A 19419-nucleotide genomic window follows, 5' to 3' on the forward strand; every position below is an offset into this window, starting at 1 on the left:
GTAGGAGGAGTTGGTGTCAAGTATACATTTAGATAAACAAACCAACTAAATTAAAGGCCATCATACCCAAGTTATGATGACCTTTTTCAATTTGGGACAAGAGAATACTAGTTTTTAGAGATTTAGAACTTTTTTAGCTTCATAGATATCAATATGTTTCTTTATTTTTGCGCCCATGGCAAAAACAGCAACTCCGGCGGAAAACGCCCAATTGAAAGATATTATTTCCCATGCCAAAGAGTATGGTTTTGTTTACCCAAGTTCTGAGATCTATGACGGGCTTCAAGCTGTCTATGATTATGGAGCATATGGGGTAGAATTAAAGAATAACTTGAAAAGACTTTGGTGGGAAACCATGACCAGAGTCCAAGATAATATTGTAGGGATCGATGCAGCCATCTTTATGCATCCTACTACCTGGAAAGCTTCGGGGCATGTGGATTCCTTTAATGATCCAATGATCGATAACAAAGATTCTAAAAAACGATATAGAGCTGATGTGTTGATCGAGGAACATGCTGCTACCTTTGAAAGAGCCGGCGAACTAGAAAAAGCCAACTCTTTAACTGGTGCCTTGGCTAGAATGCTGGAGGCAGAAGACTTAGCTGGCGTGAGAGACCTAATCATCAATGAGGAAATCAAATGTCCTATTTCCGGTACTTCCAACTGGACAGATGTACGTCAATTTAATTTGATGTTCTCGACGCAGGTTGGTTCTTTGGCGGAGGATGCATCCACCATTTACCTAAGGCCTGAAACTGCCCAAGGTATTTTTGTAAACTTCCTGAATGTGCAGAAAACAGCCAGAATGAAAGTTCCTTTTGGAATAGCTCAAATCGGAAAAGCATTCAGAAATGAGATTGTGGCCCGCCAGTTCATCTTCCGTATGCGTGAATTCGAACAAATGGAAATGCAATTTTTCGTGCGACCTGGTACTGAATTGGATTGGTACAAGCAATGGGCGGAGATGAGAATGAAATGGCATTTGGCTCTTGGAACTCCTGAAGATAAGTTGAGAAAGCATGACCATGAAAAATTGGCTCACTACGCCAACGCCGCCATGGATATTGAATATGAATTCCCATTTGGATTCAAAGAAGTAGAAGGAATTCACTCCAGAACTGATTTTGATTTGAAATCCCATCAGGAATTCTCTAAAAAGAAACAGCAATACTTTGATCCAGAGGTCAATCAGAATTACATTCCTTATGTAATTGAGACTTCAATCGGAGCTGATAGATTGTTCTTACTGACGCTTTGCAACGCATACACTGAAGAAAAGACAGAAGAGAAAAGCAGAACGTATTTGAAACTACATCCTGCCATTGCACCAGTAAAAGCTGCCATACTTCCAATCACTAAAAAGGATGGCCTTCCTGAAAAAGGAAAAGAGATCGTAGAGTTACTAAAGTATGATTTCAATATCATTTATGAAGATGCTGCTTCTATTGGAAAGCGCTATACAAGACAGGATTTAATCGGAACGCCTTTCTGTATCGCTGTAGACCACCAAACTTTAGAAGACAATACGGTAACAATTCGTCATAGAGATACTACGGAACAGGAGCGAGTGCCAATCTCAGAACTTCATGGAAGAATCGCTGAAGCTACCAGTTTTAGAAGGGTATTTGAAAAGCTGTAACTAGAAATAAGGTCAACAAAAAACCTCTGAGATAACACTCAGAGTTTTTTTTATTTAACCATTCGATAGGAACTAAGCTTTTGAATCGTTATTTCACATTATTCTAAAGCAAAAAATCCCCTGAGATTAAATTCAGGGGATTCTAGATTATTTTAGAATTAATATTTAGTCTTTAGTAGGACAACCAGAATAAACAATCGATTCAAGGTCTCCTTTTAAAGAGTATGGTCCTTCGTCGATATCCAAAGTTTCAGGATCATCTACTAAATCCTCACCGTTAATAGCAACTATTTTAGCATTTGTCCAAATGTTTGCAAGACCGTCTTTAGCCGAGGAAGGTCCACAATCAGGCATTAAACCTTCAAAAGCAAAGGTCGTAGGTTCCCCTGAAGAACAGCTTACTGGTCCAGTCCAATGAAATACTGTTCCATTTCCAGTTACAGTATAGCTTTTACCATCTGCACCAACATAAGAGCCTTGATTAGGTATATCAATATTTATTTGTGGGAATGTAAAATCAATTGAGACCTCAGCTTCTTCACTGTAACTATAAGAAAATACTACATCCACTTCTGTTTCTCCGATTGTTGCCTCATAAGTAAATGATTCTTCATCACAATTTGAGCAATCCTCTACCTCAACAGTAAACTCAACATTTTGAACTCCTCCTTGACCAGACACTTTCCATCTAAACAAATAAGTGCCTACCTCATACCCTGATAAATTTCCAGAAACACCTGAAGAAGCCTGAGATTGTTGAAATACCTGAACCCATTCCCCATTTACAAATTCTTGAACTTGAACAGTGCGATTTCCTGTAAAACCTGTACCTCCAAAAGTGAATAAAATAGCATCTCCAAGGCAAACTTTTTCAGTATATGTCAAATTAAAGTTTCCACTTTCAGAAACCATAGCATTTTCAAATCTTGAAATTTCAAAAGGACTTAAAGTAAATCCCGACTGATCTGATTTAGCCAAGGTATTGGTCAGATCATCATTTTCATAGGTAGCCATTTGGCTACAGGCTCCAAAGAGCAATGCTGAGATCACTAACCCCAGCAGTTTTATTGTAAAAATTTTCATAGAATGATATAGGGTTATAAATATTTGACTTAAATTTAATTGTATTTCAAATACAAAAAAAAGCTATTTGTAATATTTTTTGAAAAATATTTATATACAAATTCAAAATTATTTAAAAAAGCTTCATCTAATGAATAATTGTATCTTGCCAGTCATATGAACAGGAAAGCTATTGTCATAGGATCAGGAATCGCGGGCATCGCCTCATCCATTCGATTAGCATTAAAAGGGTACGATGTAGCCGTATTCGAGTCCAATTCGTACCCTGGAGGTAAACTTTCAAAGATTGATTTAGGAGACTACCGATTTGATGCAGGCCCTTCTCTTTTTACCTTACCCGAACAAGTAGAAGAATTATTTCTCATGGCCGGGAAAAACCCAAAAGAACACTTTGACTATCTCAAACTACCCGTCACTTGCCATTACTTTTGGGAAGACGGGAAAAAGTTGAAAGCATACGCTGACCTAGACTTATTTGCAGAAGAGATAAATCAGCAATTGGGTGAGCCAAAGTCCCATATCAAAGAAGCATTAATCAATTCTTCTTATATCTACGATCACTTGGCTCCTCTTTTTATGCATAAGTCTCTTCATGATTGGAAAACTTGGACCAATCAGCATGCAATGAAGGCCTATCTAAAAATGGGTAAACTGGGTATCTTCTCTACCATGAATGAAGCCAACGAAAAGCAATTTGACAATCCTAAACTTATCCAACTATTCAATAGGTACGCCACCTACAATGGCTCCAACCCTTATGAAACTCCCGCTACGCTAAATATTATCCCTCATTTAGAATTTAATATCGGGGCCTTTTTTCCCAAAAAAGGCATGCATGATATTACTAACAGCTTATTTCAGTTATCCTTAGATCTTGGAGTCACTTACACTTTCAATCAAAAAGTGGATGAAATCATAGTGGAACAAGGAAAGGCTAAGGGAGTTGTTCTAGCTGAAAATAAAAAAATAGAGGCAGAGATCATAATCAATAACATGGATATGGTCAATGCCTATAGGACGATCTTAAAAAAACAAAAGCAACCAAAACTCCTGTTAAATCAGCCCAAATCCAGTTCAGCATTAATTTTTTATTGGGGCATCAAGCGTAAATTTGAAGATCTGGATCTTCATAATATTTTCTTCTCTGATAATTACCTGGAGGAATTTGACCATATTTTTAAGAAGGGGAAGATTTACCATGACCCAACTGTCTACATCAATATTACCTCCCTATACAAACCTGATGATGCCCCTGAAGACTGTATGAATTGGTTTACTATGATTAATGTCCCTAATAATCAAGGTCAGGATTGGGACCAATTAATTTTGGAATCCAAAAAGAATATTATCCATAAACTCAATAGAATTTTAAAAACGGATATAGAGCCTTTAATTGAGGTAGAGGAAATTCTGGATCCAAGAACGATTGAGTCAAAGACCTCTTCTGCTCAGGGAGCACTCTATGGAAACTCTTCCAACAATAAGTTCTCCGCATTTTTAAGACATGCAAACTATTCCTCCAAAATCCGTAATCTCTATTTTTGTGGAGGATCCGTACACCCTGGAGGAGGCATCCCTCTTTGTTTGCTTTCTGCCAAAATCATGTCTGAAATGATACCGGATGCTAGTTAACCCTCAATATTAAATTCCTCTATCGCTTCCTTGATCAAATCCATTTCAAAGCCTTTGGAAAATAAGTACTGGATGACTTTAAATTTCTTTTTATAAGGGTCCGACTCTTTGATTCTTCCCCAATGTTTCTCCACTTGAGATAATAAGGTATCGTAATATTCATAGGGATCAATTTCAGAAAGTCCCTTTTTGATCAAGTTTTCCGGAATCTGGCGCATCTTCAATTCTTGCCTGATCCTTCCCTTACCCCATTTTTTCAGTCTGAATTTACCTCGCGAGAAAGACCTTGCATAGCGCTCCTCATCTATAAATTTCTCCTCTATCAAATAGGTAATTAATTCATCAGAATCCTCTTCTTTGATCCCCTTTTCGTAAAGTTTCCGCTTGGTTTCCCAAATACAACGTTCCTGATAGGCACAAAAAGTGGATAGCTTTTCTTTCGCTTCCTCCAGAGACCAAGACTTTTTTATGGACTGTTCTGAGTTATTTTTTCGCCAGACGGACATTTTCTTTAATTTTAAGCCAAATTACCCTTGAATTAGATTCTTTCAAATCTTAATTAGATAAACAACCCACAACCATGCGTAAGAAAATTGTAGCTGGCAACTGGAAAATGAATATGACTTTTGAAGAAGGTCAAATTCTGACTTCTGAGATTGTCAACATGTATAAAGACGAAAACATCAAGGATGTTGTAGCGATCTTGAATCCTCCTTTTCCACATATTTTCCCAGTTAAGAAATTAGTAGGTGATGTAGCGGGAGTTAAAATAGGAGCTCAAAACTGTTCTGACAAGGAATCTGGAGCATTTACCGGTGAGGTATCTGCAAAAATCCTAGCTTCCTTCGGAGTAGAATATGTCATCATTGGTCATAGTGAAAGAAGAGAATACTTCCATGAAGGAAATGAGCTACTAGCTGTCAAAGTCAAAGAAGCTTTGGCCCATGGGTTGAAACCTATTTTCTGTTGCGGTGAGTCTTTGGACATCAGAACTGCCGGCACACATGAGCCGAATGTCAAATTTCAGCTAACTGAAAGCCTTTTTGACCTGAGCCCTGAAGATTTTAGCAAAGTAGTCATTGCCTATGAACCTATCTGGGCAATTGGAACTGGTAAAACCGCTACTGCAGAACAGGCACAGGAAATGCATGCTGCGCTTAGAAGACATATTGCTAGCAAATATGGTAAAGATATCGCTTCTGAAACCTCTATTCTGTATGGTGGAAGTTGCAATCCTAAGAATGCTCAAGAAATATTCTCCAAGGAAGATGTGGATGGTGGATTGATCGGTGGAGCCTCCCTGAAATCAAGAGATTTTATAGAAATCATCAAATCATTCTAAATTAGAAATGGATTACCTGGAATTAAAAATCACTTGCCTGGAAGATTTCCGGGAAATCCTAATTGCAGAATTAGCGGAGATAGGTTTTGATTCCTTCTTGGAAACAGAAGAAGGAGTAGATGCCTATGCTCCTGAACAAGAATTTGACCGGGAGGCTTTTTTGGAGTTGGTCGAAAAATATAAGCTTCCCGCTCAAATTTCCTGGCATGAAAGTAAAATGCCAAAAGTAAACTGGAATGAAGAATGGGAAAAAAATTACGATCCCATTGAGGTAGACGATCTTGTTTTTGTAAGAGCTTCGTTTCACGAACCAGTTCCAGGATTTCAATATGAAATTGTCATCAACCCCAAAATGTCATTTGGTACAGGACACCATGCTACCACTTTCCAAATGTTAAAACATCAAGCCGAGATTGACCACAAAGGAAAACGCGTTTTGGACGTGGGTTCTGGTACGGGAATTTTGGCAATTATGGCTCATTTGCTGGAAGCACGAGAAATAGAAGCCTTTGATATCGATGAATGGTGCGTGGACAATGGTAATGAGAATTTCGATTTAAATGGGCTCTCCACCAGAATGGATATTGGTACCATTCGAGAAGTAAATCCTCAAGGAAAATTTGATATAATTTTAGCCAACATCAATAAAAACATCCTCCTGGACGAAATGGAGATCTATGCTGATTTATTGGTTTCAAAAGGATTTCTTTTGTTGAGCGGATTCTATACGGAAGACATCGAAGATTTACTGGAATGTGCCGCTCCTTTAGGTCTCAGCCTCTACAAGAAAAACAGCAAAGACAATTGGGCTGCATTAATATTGCAAAAAGACTAATATGAATGAACTGATTATTTATGCAGTAGTTTTCGCCGCATTAATAGGCCACTGTCTATTAGCAGGCAAAATGTATCGTACTATACATCAGGATTCAGACTTAACATTGAGAGAGAAAAATGACTGGAAATTAAAAGCACTCATATTTCCGGGTTATTTTTGGTTTCAATACAAAAAGAGTAAAGCTTAACGTAATTTCTCTTTTTTAGAACTTTTTTATCGAATTAAAGGATTAAGGTAGATACACTTTTACCTTTTATTAAACCCAAGTATCAAACCATGGAGTACGTTTGGAAGCAGAAACCACGAGCAACGCCAGAGCTAGTTGAGCAGCTAGGAAGGGATATCAACGTAAATCCAATCCTGGCAAACATGTTGATTAATCGCGGCGTGGAGACCTATGAGCAGGCCAAAAACTATTTCAGGCCAAGTTTAAGCCATCTGCATGATCCTTTTTTGATGAAAGATATGCCAGAGGCAATAGATCGGATTGAACAAGCAATTGAGCAAAATGAAAAAATCTTGGTGTATGGAGATTATGATGTAGATGGCACCACTGCGGTTGCCTTGGTTTACAGTTTTCTTCAGACTTTTTATAGTAGAGTGGATTTCTATATCCCTGACCGATACAAGGAAGGCTATGGTATTTCCGATAAGGGGGTAAGGTTTGCCGCAGATAATGATTACAAGTTGGTCATTGCCCTAGATTGCGGAATCAAAGCCATCGATAAGGTGAGGCTTGCCAAAGAGCTAGGAGTAGATTTCATCATTTGTGACCACCACACTCCCGGCAAAGAGTTACCCCAGGCTATTGCCGTCCTAGATGCTAAAAGAACCGATTGTGAATACCCTTATAAGGAGCTTAGTGGTGCTGGAGTAGGTTTCAAATTAATTCAGGCACATGCTAAAAGACGCGGAATAGATGAAGCAGGCCTGTATCCATATTTGGATTTGTTGGTCGTCAGTATTGCTGCAGATATTGTCCCCATAACTGGAGAAAATAGAATTCTGGCTTATTATGGACTAGACCGAATCAATAATACCCCGAGACCAGGATTAAAGGCCTTGATGCTGAGTGCCAAAATTGAAAAAGAAATCGGCATCTCGGATATCGTTTTTAAAATTGGCCCAAGAATCAATGCATCCGGAAGACTGGAACATGCCAAGGCTTCGGTAGAGTTGTTAATTTCTACCGATCTCAATTTAGCCATCGAACGAGCCAAGTTGGTGGATGAGGTGAATACTACACGTAGGAATTTTGATGAGAACATCACCAAAGAGGCGTTTGAGATGATCGCGGATCAAGAAATGGATTCAGAATGGAATTCTACGGTATTGTTTAAAGAGGATTGGCACAAAGGAGTCATTGGAATTGTCGCCAGTCGATGTATAGAAAAATATTATAGACCTACGATCATTTTAACCGAATCCAATGGAAAAGCTACTGGAAGCGCACGGTCTGTAGTAGACTTCGATATTTACGAAGCAATCGCTGAATGTTCTGGTCTTTTAGATCAATTTGGAGGACATAAATATGCGGCTGGTTTAACCCTTTCGGTAGACAAGGTACCCGACTTTCAAAGGATGTTTGAGTCGGTAGTCAAAAGAAGAATTGAAGAAGTACATAGGAAGCCAGTAATAGAAATTGACGATGAATTACTGCTGGATCAAATAAATTATAAGTTTTATAATATATTGAAGCAAATGGCACCTTTTGGCCCAGGAAATACGGAGCCTATTTTCAGAATTTCTCAAGCCTATGCCGAAAATGTGATCATTCTAAAAGATAAACACCTTCGATTTAATATCGTACAAGATGGTCAAGTGACGAAACCTGTTTGCTTAGGGTTTGGGTTAGCCGACCGAGTAAAGGATCCAGATCACACGATTGTTAAAATGTTACAAGGAAAAATGCGTTTTGATCTAGTGGCTGAAATGCGGGAAAATTTCTTCCGTGACAAATCCAGCTTGCAGCTTTACGTAAAAGACATCAAATTTGATTAATATGATTCTAAAAGCCGACAACCTCGTCAAAATTTACAAAGGTCGCCGTGTGGTGAATGATATTTCAGTACAAGTAGAGCAAGGAGAAATTGTAGGTTTACTAGGTCCAAATGGGGCAGGTAAAACCACTTCTTTTTACATGATCGTGGGATTAGTCCAACCCAATGAAGGTAAAATATTTTTGGAAAGTGAAGATATCACAAGCCTTCCCATGTACAAAAGGGCTAAGTTAGGAATAGGGTATTTAGCCCAAGAAGCCTCTGTATTTCGAAAGCTCTCTGTGGAGGAGAATATTATGGCTGTGTTGGAGATGACCAAAATGCCCAAGCAAGAGCGGAAAGAAAAAGTAGAAAGTTTGTTGGAAGAGTTCAGCTTGACCCATGTAAGAAAAAACTTAGGGATGGTGCTTTCTGGAGGGGAAAGAAGAAGAACGGAAATTGCCCGGGCTTTGGCAGTGGATCCTAAATTTGTATTATTAGATGAGCCATTTGCAGGGGTTGACCCCATCGCAGTTGAAGAAATTCAGACCATTGTAGCAAAACTAAAGACAAAAAATATAGGAATTCTGATCACAGACCACAATGTAAATGAAACACTTTCTATCACAGATCGAGCCTATTTGATGTTTGAAGGAAGATTATTAAAAGCCGGAACCGCCGAAGAGCTTGCTGCTGATGAACAGGTCCGAAAAGTTTATTTGGGCAGTCAGTTTGAGCTAAAACGCAAAATTTTTAATTAATGGAGGTATTAAATTCCTTTATGACCTGGATTTTTAAAAATCGAATTGGTCAAATAGAAAACTTTAAAAAAAATCCAATACAGGTCCAGGACACTACTTTTTTTGAATTAATAGAGGCTGGAAAAAACACTGAATTTGGAAAGGAGTTTGGTTTTGCTAAAATCAAACACTATGATGATTTTGCCAGACAAGTTCCCATCCTTGATTATGAGGGGATCAAACCATACATCGATAAGACGATGAGAGGCACTCAAAATGTGCTCTGGAACACCACTATTGAGTGGTTTGCAAAATCCTCCGGAACCACTTCTTCCCGAAGTAAATACATCCCTGTTACTACCGAAAGTTTAGAAGAATGCCATTATAGCGGGGGAAAAGACATGGTTTCCTTATACATCGCCAATCATCCTGACTCCAGACTATTTGCTGGAAAGAGCTTGACCATTGGAGGAACTCTAGAGAAGAACCCGCTAAACCCTCAAGGTTCTGCCAGAGCAGGAGATATTTCTGCGGTTATCATGCAAAACCTCCCCATTTGGGCACAGTTTGTCAGAACTCCATCTTTGGAAACAGCCTTGATGAGTGAATGGGAAACAAAAATTGAGAAAATGGCTAGGGAAACCATGAACGAGGACGTTACTTGTATTGCAGGTGTTCCTACTTGGACGGTGGTTTTAATGCAGCGAATTCTTGAAATAAAAAAGGCGAAAAACATCTTGGAAGTCTGGCCCAATTTGGAAGTTTTCTTCCATGGAGCTGTAGCTTTTGGACCCTATAGAAGTCTTTTCAAAGAACTGATTCCTTCAGAAAAAATGCGATATGTAGAAACCTATAATGCTTCTGAAGGATTTTTCGGTATCCAAGATCAACCTGACTCAGATGAATTACTGTTATTGTTGGATTACGGAATTTTCTATGAATTTATCCCAATGGAAGATTGGGAAAAGGAAGATCCCAAAGTAGTCCCATTAGCGGGGGTGGAAATAGGTAAAAATTATGCCTTGGTAATTTCCACTAATGGAGGGCTTTGGAGGTACAAAATCGGAGACACAGTCAAATTCACATCCATAAAGCCCTATCGATTTAAAATCTCAGGTAGGACCAAACACTTTATTAACGCTTTCGGAGAAGAAGTCATTGTAGAAAATGCAGAGAAAGCAATCCAATATGCAGCAGAACATACTGGAGCTACCATTTCAAATTTCACAGCCGCCCCTGTTTATTTTGATGCCTCAGGATCAAAAGGCGCACATGAATGGCTCATTGAATTCCATAAGGAACCCTTAGACCAGGATCAATTCAATTTGCTTCTGGATCAACACTTACGAGAGGTCAATTCAGATTATGATGCCAAAAGGCACAAGGATCTTGCTTTGGTAGCTCCTATCATTCATACCGCACCTCACGGGATCTTTGAATTGTGGCTAGGCAAAAAAGGAAAGTTGGGTGGTCAACACAAAATACCAAGGTTGTCCAATACCAGGGAATATTTAGATGAAATTTTAAAACTGAAGGAGGAAGTCAAAATTCCAAAGCAATAATCACTGAGTCCAATTCCTTCAGACAAAGATTGGATTTCTCCGACCAGTAAATTTCTGAAGAAGAACTGGCACATCAAGGAATTCAATAAAAAAAGCGGTCTATTTAGACCGCTTTTGCTGTTTCCATCTGGAAAATAATATCCTCATAATCGAGCTTATTCCAATTTTCAGTAATTAAAGGATCAGCCATTACTTTATCCATGATTTCTTCTTGCAATTTACCCTGTGCATAAGCTTCAGAATAACTGATGTCTGAAAATGTAACCAATGTATAGAGGGGAATCCAGTCATTTGGATATAATTCATGAAGCTTGGCTTCAATTTTCTTTCTCAACAAAAATTTCGGGTCCGCTACTGAATCTCTCATTTCAATGAAATTTTCCATTGCCAGTTGACAAACTGCATCCGTATCTCTTTTTCTGTTTTTCTGGAATTTTTCAAAGACCAAATCCCAAGTGTTCGTCCCTAATTTATCTATCAGCCCATTCAGAATAAAGCAATCCTCAAAACCGCAATTCATTCCCTGACCATAAAATGGCACCATGGCATGAGAAGCATCGCCAATCAACAAACTCTTTCCTTGCACCCAAGGATAACAATCCACATTTACTAAAGCAGAGGTAGGGTTTCTGAAAAACTCCTCCACTAAATCAGGCATGAGCTGATAAGCGTCGTCAAAATAATTGCTGAACAAGCTTATCAGATCTTTTTCATCAGTGATTTTCTCAAAACAGATTTTTGTGCCTTCAAATGGCAAAAATAAAGTACAGGTAAAAGACTTATCGGGATTAGGCAAGGCGATTAACATAAACTTGCCTCTTGGCCATATATGCAATGCATTTGGATCCATGGCAAACTCACCGTCAGCGGTGGCAGGTATGGTCAACTCCTTATATCCATGTGAAATATATTCCTGCTTATAGTTGAAGCGAATTTGTTTTTGCATGCTTAGTCGAAGTGCAGAATACGCTCCATCAGCCCCGATAATCACCGGTGCATCTAAAGTTTCTTCTCCTTCGGCGGTTTCAAAGGTAATTTTCTGAGAAGGGAAATCTACCTCTAAGCATTTATGTTCAAATTTGAATTTAGCCCCAAGCCGTTCCGCTTCCTCTGCCAGCAATTGATTAAATTTGCCTCTTGAAATGGAATAAATTGCTTGATCTTTTTTTCCGTATGGGATAAAGGAAGTTCCACCATGTTCATCATGGATTTTTCTACCATACATTGGAATAGACAAAGGCAGCACCTGATCTTTCAATCCCACCTCTTCCAAGCTTTTCCAACCCCTATGGCTCAATGCCATATTAATGGATCGACCACCTTCGTAATAGGGAGTTTTCCGCTTGTCCGGTCTCTTATCATAAACGGTAACATCAAGACCTTGACGCTTGAGATATATGGCCATCAAGGAGCCAATCAGACCGGCTCCAAGAATAGTTATTTCATTTTTTTTCATTCGGATAAGTTTTATCCCAGTTTCTTAAGCGAATTTTTTCAAGCTTTGTTCCAAAATCTGTGCAAATCTGAAAACATCCAAAAAACTATTATACAGCGGAGTAGGTGCTAATCGGATCACATTTGGATTTCTCCAATCACCTACCACTCCATGACTATACCAAACATCGAATACAGCTTTGCCCCCACGATGAATGTGCAAAGATAATTGACAACCTCTCTCATCAGGTTTTTTCGGAGTAATAATTTCCAAAATGCCTGATTTTCCACTGATTTGCTCAATTAAGTAGGCTAAATATCCCGTTAATTTTTCACTCTTTGCCCGTAAATTGCTCATTCCAGCTTCCATGAATATATCTAGAGAAGCTTGATGCGCTGCCAAAGCCAAGATATTAGTGTTGGAAACTTGCCAACCATCGGCCCCATGCATCGGAACAAACCCTTTTTCCATAAGAAATCTCTGCCCCTCATCATGTCCCCACCATCCAGCAAACCTTGGCAAATCAGGTCTATCGGCAAATCGCTCATGAACAAACACTCCTGAAATATTTCCTGGTCCAGAATTCATATACTTATAACTGCACCAAGTAGCAAAATCTACATCCCATTCATGTAGCTTCAGTACGGCATTTCCAGCTGCATGAGCCAGGTCATACCCCGCATACGCACCTACTGAATGCGCTGCTGCTGTGATTGCCTGTATGTCAAATAATTGACCGGTATAGTACTGTAAACCCGCCATATTCACCATAGCCAAGGAATCTCCATGCTTTTCTATCTCTGAAATAATGTCTTCCGTCCTAAGGGTATGCTCCCCTTCTCTCGGAATCAACTCAATGATAGTTTCATCTGGATCCAAACCATGGAATTTAACCTGCGTCTCCAACATGTACATATCTGATGGGAATGCCCCTCCATCAACGATGATTTTGAACCGTTCCGGAGTAGGTCTATAAAATGACACCATCAAAAAGTGAAGATTGGAACTGAGATTGTTCATGGCCACCACCTCATGGGTATGCGCTCCCATGATCTCCGCCAAGGCAGGTTTTGATTTTTGCCTTGCATGATACCAGGCATCTTCTCCATGAAAATGTCCATCTACTCCTAAATTTGCCCAATTTTCCAGTTCTTTCTCCAAATAGGATTTGACGGACTTTGGCTGCAAGCCTAAAGAATTCCCACAGAAATAAATCGCTTCTTCCCCATTGACTTTAGGGAATAAAAAGCGTTCTCTGAAGGATTTCAAGGGATCCTCAGCATCCATTTTTCTTGCAAACTCTTCGGTAAACTGATAATCTATTTGGGTCATATATTTAATGGTTGAAGGTGCTGTAGCAAGCATCCGCTATTAGTTTCAATAGTTCGTTTAGCTACTATTTTTGCATTACCGTTCCACAGTTCTTACAGGTTGTGTGCTCCGGATTGGACCAAAATCTCTCCATGATCGGAGGCAACTGGTTGACGATGTCTGTTACATCTGCATATTCCTCGTATAGTTTTTCGCCACAATTTTCGCAGTGCCAGATAAACCCATCTCGTTCCCCTTCATTTCTATATCTTTCAATGACCAAACCGATGGTATTAGCTGGTCTTCTCGGAGAATGGGGGACTTTAGGAGGGAGTAGGAAAATCTCACCTTCTTTAATCGGAACATCCACTAGCTTACCATCTTCAATAATTTTCAATACAATATCCCCTTCTATCTGATAAAAAAACTCCTCTCCCTCATTGTAGTGATAGTCTTTTCTTGAATTAGGGCCTCCTACGACCATGATGATAAAATCTTCATTATCAAGATAAACTTGCTTATTCCCAACCGGTGGTTTAAGCAGGTGTCTATTATCATCAATCCATTTTTTAAAATTGAAGGGTTTTGTAATTGCCATTAGCTTATTGTTTCGGTTAAAAATGAAATTTGCCTTTCAAAGTAGGTAACACAAATCAGGCTTAAAAGTATTAAAAATCATCCTCTTTTTTGGTTTACTTTGTTCCAAAGCCCAAAAACATGCGTCTTCCTATTGCTGATTTACACTGTGACATGCTTTCTTACCTCGCGAAAGTCCCCGCAGCCAACCCATATTCCAAAGATGATATAGCTTGTGCTATTCCATTAATGAAATCAGGCGGGGTCCGCCTGCAGGTCATGGCAATTTATACCGATGTGAATCCTGACTCGATGAAGTTAGCTAGCAAACAAGCCGATATCTTTTTGGAACTGCTAGAAAAGAATCCACTAGATTTGAGTTTTGCAGATGAAGATTTTCTTACCAATTGGAAAAACCAGAAAAATATAGGCATCCTTGCTTCCCTAGAAAATGCAGCTGGAATCGGTCATGAAACAGCCTCACTTACAGAAATAAAATCCCAGTTTGATAGCATCTTAGAACGTACTCAAAAATTAGCTTATATCAGTTTGACCCATCATACTGAAAATAGATTCGGAGGAGGAAATTATACGGATGGAATTGGACTGAAAGATGATGGGAAATTTATCCTGGATTATATGGCAGGGAAACGGATTCCAATCGATTTGTCACATACTTCAGATTTATTGGCTGAGGGTATTTTAAACTATATTGATCAGGTAAAGCTTGACATTCCTATTATAGCCAGCCATTCAAATTTTAGACAAATTTGGAATCATAGAAGAAATCTGACTGACGAATTTGCCAAAGAAGTAATCCATCGAGGCGGGATTATTGGTGTGAACTTTTTACGCGCATTTCTCGACAATGATGTCCCCGAAAGATTATTTGATCACTTACTTCACGGCTTTGATATTGGAGGGAAAAAGTCCATGTGTTTTGGTTCGGACTTCTTCTACACCAAGAATTTTGGAGATCCTTCCAGAATCCCTTTTTACTTTCCTTTAGCTGAAAACTCTAGTAAATACCCTAGCTTGTTAGACCATTTAGAAACAGATTTAAGTGAGCAAAATTTGGTACGTTTAGCGTACGAAAACGCTATCAATTTTTACAAAAAACTCTGGAGCTAATCCCTATGTCTTCCCATCATTTCGTCAAAGAACAACAAGAACCTGCCGTAATTATCATAAATGCGGATGAAATTCATTTTGACCAGGTATCCCCTTTATTGGAATGGGTTCCAACAGTATTGGTTGCGGAACAGGCTTTGGATCAAGTCCTGAGTTGGGGAATCAAGATTGATGTAATATTAGCCTCCGAATCCTTTCAAAAAAGCCATATTCAGCTGCTGGAAGAACAATACCCTGTGCGTTTTTTGAATTCAACACCTGAAAATGCCTTGGAAGAGGGCTTACAGTATTTATTAGCGAGCAAACATTACGCAGCCCATTTGATAGGAATCCCCCATCTGCAAGCTTTAGACCTGCAAGAAAAAATTAAGCTGATGGACCTTACCATACTAGATGGAGATTGGAAGTACTATCCGGTAAAAGACGGGAACTTTAAAAAGTGGTTTGCACAGTCCACCATTCATATTCATGCAAAAGAAGGCCTACCTGTAGAAGTAATCAATGAAAATGGGCAGCTGATACTGCCCATTACCTATGCTACATTTTTGGAAGTTCCAGAAGGAATTACTGAAATAAAAGCTCCAGGAATATTTTGGATTGGAGAACAAATCTCCTCCTGATCATCCTGGGAAAATTGCCGAAACCATTCGGTTCTTATCATTTAGATCCCGAACCAAATTTATCTCTTTATAGCCCAATCCTTCCAACAACTCCACTGTTTCTGGGCCAAAATTATTATGAATCTCATAATACAATTTACCCCCCGGCTTTAATAATATCTTCGCTTTTTCAGCAATCACTCGATAAAATAACAAGGGATCATGATCTGGAACAAATAGGGCTAACCCAGGTTCAAAATCACGCACATTGCTATGTAAATCCACCCATTCAGCTTCAGGTACATAAGGAGGGTTACTTACCAAAATATCCAAATCAGATAGGTCTGGAATATCTTTTAAAATGTCCAAGTGCAAAAAAGTCACTTCTGCCTGAAGATGCTCTGCATTTTCCATGGCCACATCAATAGCATCTTCTGATACATCGGCTGTATAAACTTCCGAGTCTTTCATTTCCAAAGCCAAGCTGATTGGAATACAACCGGAACCTGTACCAATGTCCAAAATTTTCATTCCTGGAGTTGGATTTTCTTTGATGATCATATGTACCAATTCCTCCGTCTCATTTCTAGGAATGAGCACAGATTCATCTACAAAAAATTCTCTCCCATAAAAAGGAGCCTTCCCGATGATGTATTGAACAGGTTCTCCAGACTTCAATCGCTCGAAGTCCTGATAGAGGGATTCTGACAAACTATTCTCCTCAAAAGCATCCAACATATCTACTTTTCGAATTCCCAAATGATATTCTAAAAGCCAGTTTATCAAGTTGTTTGCTTCTTCTGGAGAATACTGAGTGAGCTCACTCGCCCATTGTTTTACTAGTTCGTTGTAGTTGCTCATAGCTATAGCGAATGACCTTATTTTACTGCAAAGGTAGCAATCCCTATTCTTTCTAAGATGAAAAAAAAAATCAACTCATGGTATTTGTCCTATTTTTCTCCTTGAGCAGCATGGTTCAAACTACAGAATCCAAATTTTACTTTGGTTTTGATGCCAGCTACTGGCAACATTGCTTATACCAATATAGCCTTTTGGCTGTTCAGCGAAATATGCTGGGAAGTATCCGCCCTATGGTTGGATTTAATCTACAAAACGATTGGTCAATCGGAGTCTTATTCAACTTTTGATCCAATCAAAATCAGGTTTCACTTTTCGAGTTACTCTATCCAATTTATGGGGACCCAGATAAAAATAAATATTATCCAATCATTAGCGCTAGAAATGTATATCAGGAAGCTTCCATGAAAAACAATATTCGTTGTTATGGTCTATTTTTAAAGAAATCCATCAGTCTGGGAAAAAGACTTCCTTCAACCCCAGCCTGTTTAGAATGAAAGAATCTGAAAATAGGGGAATATAGTGTTGGCCCCTGAATTCGGGTTTTATTTTCCTTACCCTTCTTGCAACTACGAAAACCCATTGAATGATTAAGTTGGTACTTGCCTGAGTATCGCCTATTATCGGATGGAAATGCCATTGAAGGAAACCAATTGGCGAGCTGGGTTGGATCTTGCCTTTGCATATCAAAGAAAACCTGAGGTTAATATGGAAACTTGAGCTAATGTTCTGGAATACAGAAGACAAATCTTAAAAGATCAAAGTGAAATGAACACCACCGTAGATTTTTTGTACGATTCTTTTTACGGTGCATCCACCCAATATTTTGGAAATCATACCGATTTTGGCTCGGCTGTAGAAAGAGATGGTGTACGTTTTGGCCTGATCTTTAGCCCATTTTAAAAACTCATTCCCAGAGAACAGAAAGAAAAACTACCTTTGTGGAGAATTTCTTTCCAATGAAGCTACATAACAATACCATACGCGGGGTGCATTCTGCACTGGCAGCGATTTTCGAAGAAGGGCAATACGCCGACAAAGTGATCGAGAGAACACTCAAATCCAATCCTAAATGGGGAGCTCGTGACCGTTCATTTATCGCCGAAACGACTTATGAAATGGTTCGTTGGTGGAGACTCATCAATTACCTAAGCCCTTCCAATAATCCATATGACCTTTTCGGAACATATTGGCTCATGCAAGGACACAGTCTTCCTCCCTGGGAAGAATTTCAAAAAATCCAGCCTGAGAAACTCAAAGGAAAGTATGACAAACTGGAAGACCCAGCTTTGATTGAATCCATCCCTGATTGGTTGGAGGAACTAGGACAGAAGGAATTGGGAGATAAATGGGAAGCAGAAATCCACAGCTTAAATCAAGAAGCAGATGTGGTTTTGCGGGTAAACACTCTAAAAACTACTCGTGAAAAACTAAAGAACATACTTGCGGAATCCAACATCCAAACTCATATCATCAAAGGATATAAAGATGCTCTGATCTTGGATGAGCGACAAAATGTTTTCAGACACCCTGCCTTCAAAGAAGGTTTATTTGAAGTACAGGATGGTTCCTCTCAATTGGTAGCGGACTCGCTTGCGGTTGAACCAGGAATGAGAGTAATTGATGCTTGTGCAGGTGCAGGTGGCAAATCCTTGCATTTGGCAGCTTTGATGGAAAACAAAGGCAAAATCCTATCTATGGATGTGGAAGAATGGAAATTGCAGCAAACTAAACTAAGAGCAAGAAGAGATGGGGTATCCATCATTGAAAGAAAAGTCATTGAAGGTTCCAAAACCATCAAAAGACTAAAAGAGTCTGCCGACCGATTATTGCTTGATGTTCCATGCTCTGGTTTAGGAGTTTTAAAAAGAAATCCAGACACAAAATGGAAACTGAGTCCAGAATCCATAGAAAAAGTAAAGCAAACACAGCAGGAGATTCTTCAATCCTATCCATCAATGCTTAAACCAGGAGGGCAAATGGTCTATGCTACTTGTAGTATTTTACCTTCTGAGAACCAAGAACAGGTACAAAAATTCCTAAATAGCGAAGCGGGAAAGAATTTTGAATTGATTGAAGATCACAAAGTGCTTTCACATGAAAGTGGTTTCGATGGATTCTACATCGCCAGACTTCTTAAAAAATAGTTTTAAAATACATATACCTCAAAATCAAAAAGTTATTTCTAACTTCATAGCTTAAATTTTTAAAGCAATGAAGTTAGAATTGATTTTTACCATCGCAAACTCCGTCGCATTCCTGTGTTGGATTTTTCTGTTTGTCTTGTACCAAAAACGATGGGTTTACAAATTTTTGTTCAGCATCATTTTTGTTTTACTGGGTGGACTTTACCTGTTTTATATCATCCGTGGGATGGGAGCCGACACAGGAGGAGGATTCGATACATTGGCAAATGTGAAATTGCTTTTCAGTAGTGATGATGCACTTTTGGCAGGTTGGATCCATTACTTAACTTTTGATTTGTTTGTAGGAATGTGGATTTGTCATAATGCCGACAAGTGTGGAATTAATCGATGGATTTTACTTCCCTGTCTAGTTCTAACATTTATGGCCGGACCAACCGGGCTTCTACTTTACATTATTATCCGCGTAATCCATTCCAAAAAACTGGTTCAAGAGCCATTCCCACAGCAATTCGTATCCTGATTTTTAAAAGGAAATTTCCTTTTC

The 19419-nt window shown here is 39.0% G+C and carries 19 protein-coding genes; 13 read left to right on the top strand and 6 right to left on the bottom strand.

The annotated features are described in order from the left end of the window. Positions 1-175: 175 nt before the first annotated feature. Entirely contained in the window at positions 176-1642 is a 1467-nt protein-coding gene (locus JYB62_RS12445; protein WP_205645759.1) for a glycine--tRNA ligase, read from the top strand. Positions 1643-1807: 165 nt separating this feature from the next. Here JYB62_RS12445 and JYB62_RS12450 read toward each other — a convergent pair whose 3' ends face one another. Next, entirely contained in the window at positions 1808-2725 is a 918-nt protein-coding gene (locus JYB62_RS12450) for a hypothetical protein (protein WP_205645760.1), read from the bottom strand. 156 nt (positions 2726-2881) lie between these two features. Between JYB62_RS12450 and crtD the strand changes: the two genes are divergently transcribed. Beyond that, positions 2882-4357 (top strand): 1-hydroxycarotenoid 3,4-desaturase CrtD, encoded by a 1476-nt coding sequence (gene crtD / locus JYB62_RS12455; RefSeq protein ID WP_205645761.1) that lies wholly within the window; start codon positions 2882-2884, stop codon positions 4355-4357. Here crtD and JYB62_RS12460 read toward each other — a convergent pair. Beyond that, positions 4354-4863 (bottom strand): regulatory protein RecX, encoded by a 510-nt coding sequence (locus JYB62_RS12460; protein ID WP_205645762.1) that lies wholly within the window; start codon positions 4861-4863, stop codon positions 4354-4356. The genes crtD and JYB62_RS12460 overlap by 4 nt on opposite strands. Positions 4864-4937: 74 nt before the next feature. On the opposite strand from JYB62_RS12460, the gene tpiA reads away from it, so the two are divergent. From tpiA to JYB62_RS12485, 5 genes are all read left to right on the top strand, one after another. After that, positions 4938-5699 (top strand): triose-phosphate isomerase, encoded by a 762-nt coding sequence (gene tpiA / locus JYB62_RS12465; RefSeq protein WP_205645763.1) that lies wholly within the window; start codon positions 4938-4940, stop codon positions 5697-5699. 7 nt (positions 5700-5706) lie between these two features. Beyond that, a complete protein-coding gene (gene prmA, locus JYB62_RS12470) occupies positions 5707-6534 on the top strand; it encodes a 50S ribosomal protein L11 methyltransferase (protein ID WP_205645764.1) in 828 nt (275 codons plus the stop codon). A 279-nt stretch (positions 6535-6813) separates the two neighbouring features. Beyond that, the gene (recJ, locus tag JYB62_RS12475) at positions 6814-8538 is read left to right on the top strand and encodes a single-stranded-DNA-specific exonuclease RecJ (RefSeq protein ID WP_205645765.1); all 1725 of its coding nucleotides are present in this window, start codon (positions 6814-6816) and stop codon (positions 8536-8538) included. 1 nt (position 8539) lies between these two features. After that, complete coding sequence (lptB, locus tag JYB62_RS12480; protein WP_205645766.1) at positions 8540-9277, top strand: LPS export ABC transporter ATP-binding protein; 738 nt, start codon at positions 8540-8542, stop codon at positions 9275-9277. Further along, on the top strand, positions 9277-10818 hold the full coding sequence (locus JYB62_RS12485) for a GH3 auxin-responsive promoter family protein (protein ID WP_205645767.1): 1542 nt from the start codon (positions 9277-9279) through the stop codon (positions 10816-10818). Before lptB ends, JYB62_RS12485 begins: the two co-directional genes overlap by 1 nt. 103 nt (positions 10819-10921) lie before the next feature. Here JYB62_RS12485 and JYB62_RS12490 read toward each other — a convergent pair whose 3' ends face one another. From JYB62_RS12490 to JYB62_RS12500, 3 genes are all read right to left on the bottom strand, one after another. Beyond that, positions 10922-12274 (bottom strand): FAD-dependent oxidoreductase, encoded by a 1353-nt coding sequence (locus JYB62_RS12490; protein WP_205645768.1) that lies wholly within the window; start codon positions 12272-12274, stop codon positions 10922-10924. Positions 12275-12298: 24 nt separating this feature from the next. Then, positions 12299-13585: a kynureninase gene (kynU, locus tag JYB62_RS12495; protein WP_205645769.1), complete on the bottom strand. Its 1287-nt coding sequence runs from the start codon at positions 13583-13585 to the stop codon at positions 12299-12301. Between the two features lie 64 nt (positions 13586-13649). Continuing rightward, entirely contained in the window at positions 13650-14162 is a 513-nt protein-coding gene (locus JYB62_RS12500) for a 3-hydroxyanthranilate 3,4-dioxygenase (RefSeq protein ID WP_205645770.1), read from the bottom strand. Positions 14163-14281: 119 nt separating this feature from the next. On the opposite strand from JYB62_RS12500, the gene JYB62_RS12505 reads away from it, so the two are divergent. Then, positions 14282-15271, top strand: a complete 990-nt coding sequence (locus tag JYB62_RS12505) for a dipeptidase (RefSeq protein ID WP_205645771.1) — start codon at positions 14282-14284, stop codon at positions 15269-15271. A 5-nt stretch (positions 15272-15276) separates the two neighbouring features. Next, entirely contained in the window at positions 15277-15891 is a 615-nt protein-coding gene (locus JYB62_RS12510) for a thiamine pyrophosphokinase (protein WP_205645772.1), read from the top strand. Here JYB62_RS12510 and prmC read toward each other — a convergent pair whose 3' ends face one another. Next, positions 15892-16731 (bottom strand): peptide chain release factor N(5)-glutamine methyltransferase, encoded by an 840-nt coding sequence (prmC, locus tag JYB62_RS12515; RefSeq protein ID WP_205645773.1) that lies wholly within the window; start codon positions 16729-16731, stop codon positions 15892-15894. A gap of 77 nt (positions 16732-16808) precedes the next feature. Between prmC and JYB62_RS12520 the strand changes: the two genes are divergently transcribed. The 4 genes from JYB62_RS12520 to JYB62_RS12530 all read left to right on the top strand — a co-directional run bounded on the left by JYB62_RS12520 (position 16809) and on the right by JYB62_RS12530 (position 19395). Then, positions 16809-17018, top strand: a complete 210-nt coding sequence (locus tag JYB62_RS12520; protein WP_205645774.1) for a hypothetical protein — start codon at positions 16809-16811, stop codon at positions 17016-17018. 478 nt (positions 17019-17496) lie between these two features. Then, entirely contained in the window at positions 17497-17631 is a 135-nt protein-coding gene (locus tag JYB62_RS20000) for a hypothetical protein (RefSeq protein WP_262897661.1), read from the top strand. Positions 17632-17687: 56 nt separating this feature from the next. Then, on the top strand, positions 17688-18875 hold the full coding sequence (locus JYB62_RS12525) for an RsmB/NOP family class I SAM-dependent RNA methyltransferase (RefSeq protein WP_205645775.1): 1188 nt from the start codon (positions 17688-17690) through the stop codon (positions 18873-18875). A gap of 67 nt (positions 18876-18942) precedes the next feature. Beyond that, entirely contained in the window at positions 18943-19395 is a 453-nt protein-coding gene (locus JYB62_RS12530; RefSeq protein ID WP_205645776.1) for an ABA4-like family protein, read from the top strand. Positions 19396-19419 lie beyond the last annotated feature (24 nt).

Origin of the sequence: Algoriphagus lutimaris (assembly GCF_017051705.1) — a bacterium.
In the GTDB taxonomy this organism is placed as follows: domain Bacteria; phylum Bacteroidota; class Bacteroidia; order Cytophagales; family Cyclobacteriaceae; genus Algoriphagus; species Algoriphagus lutimaris.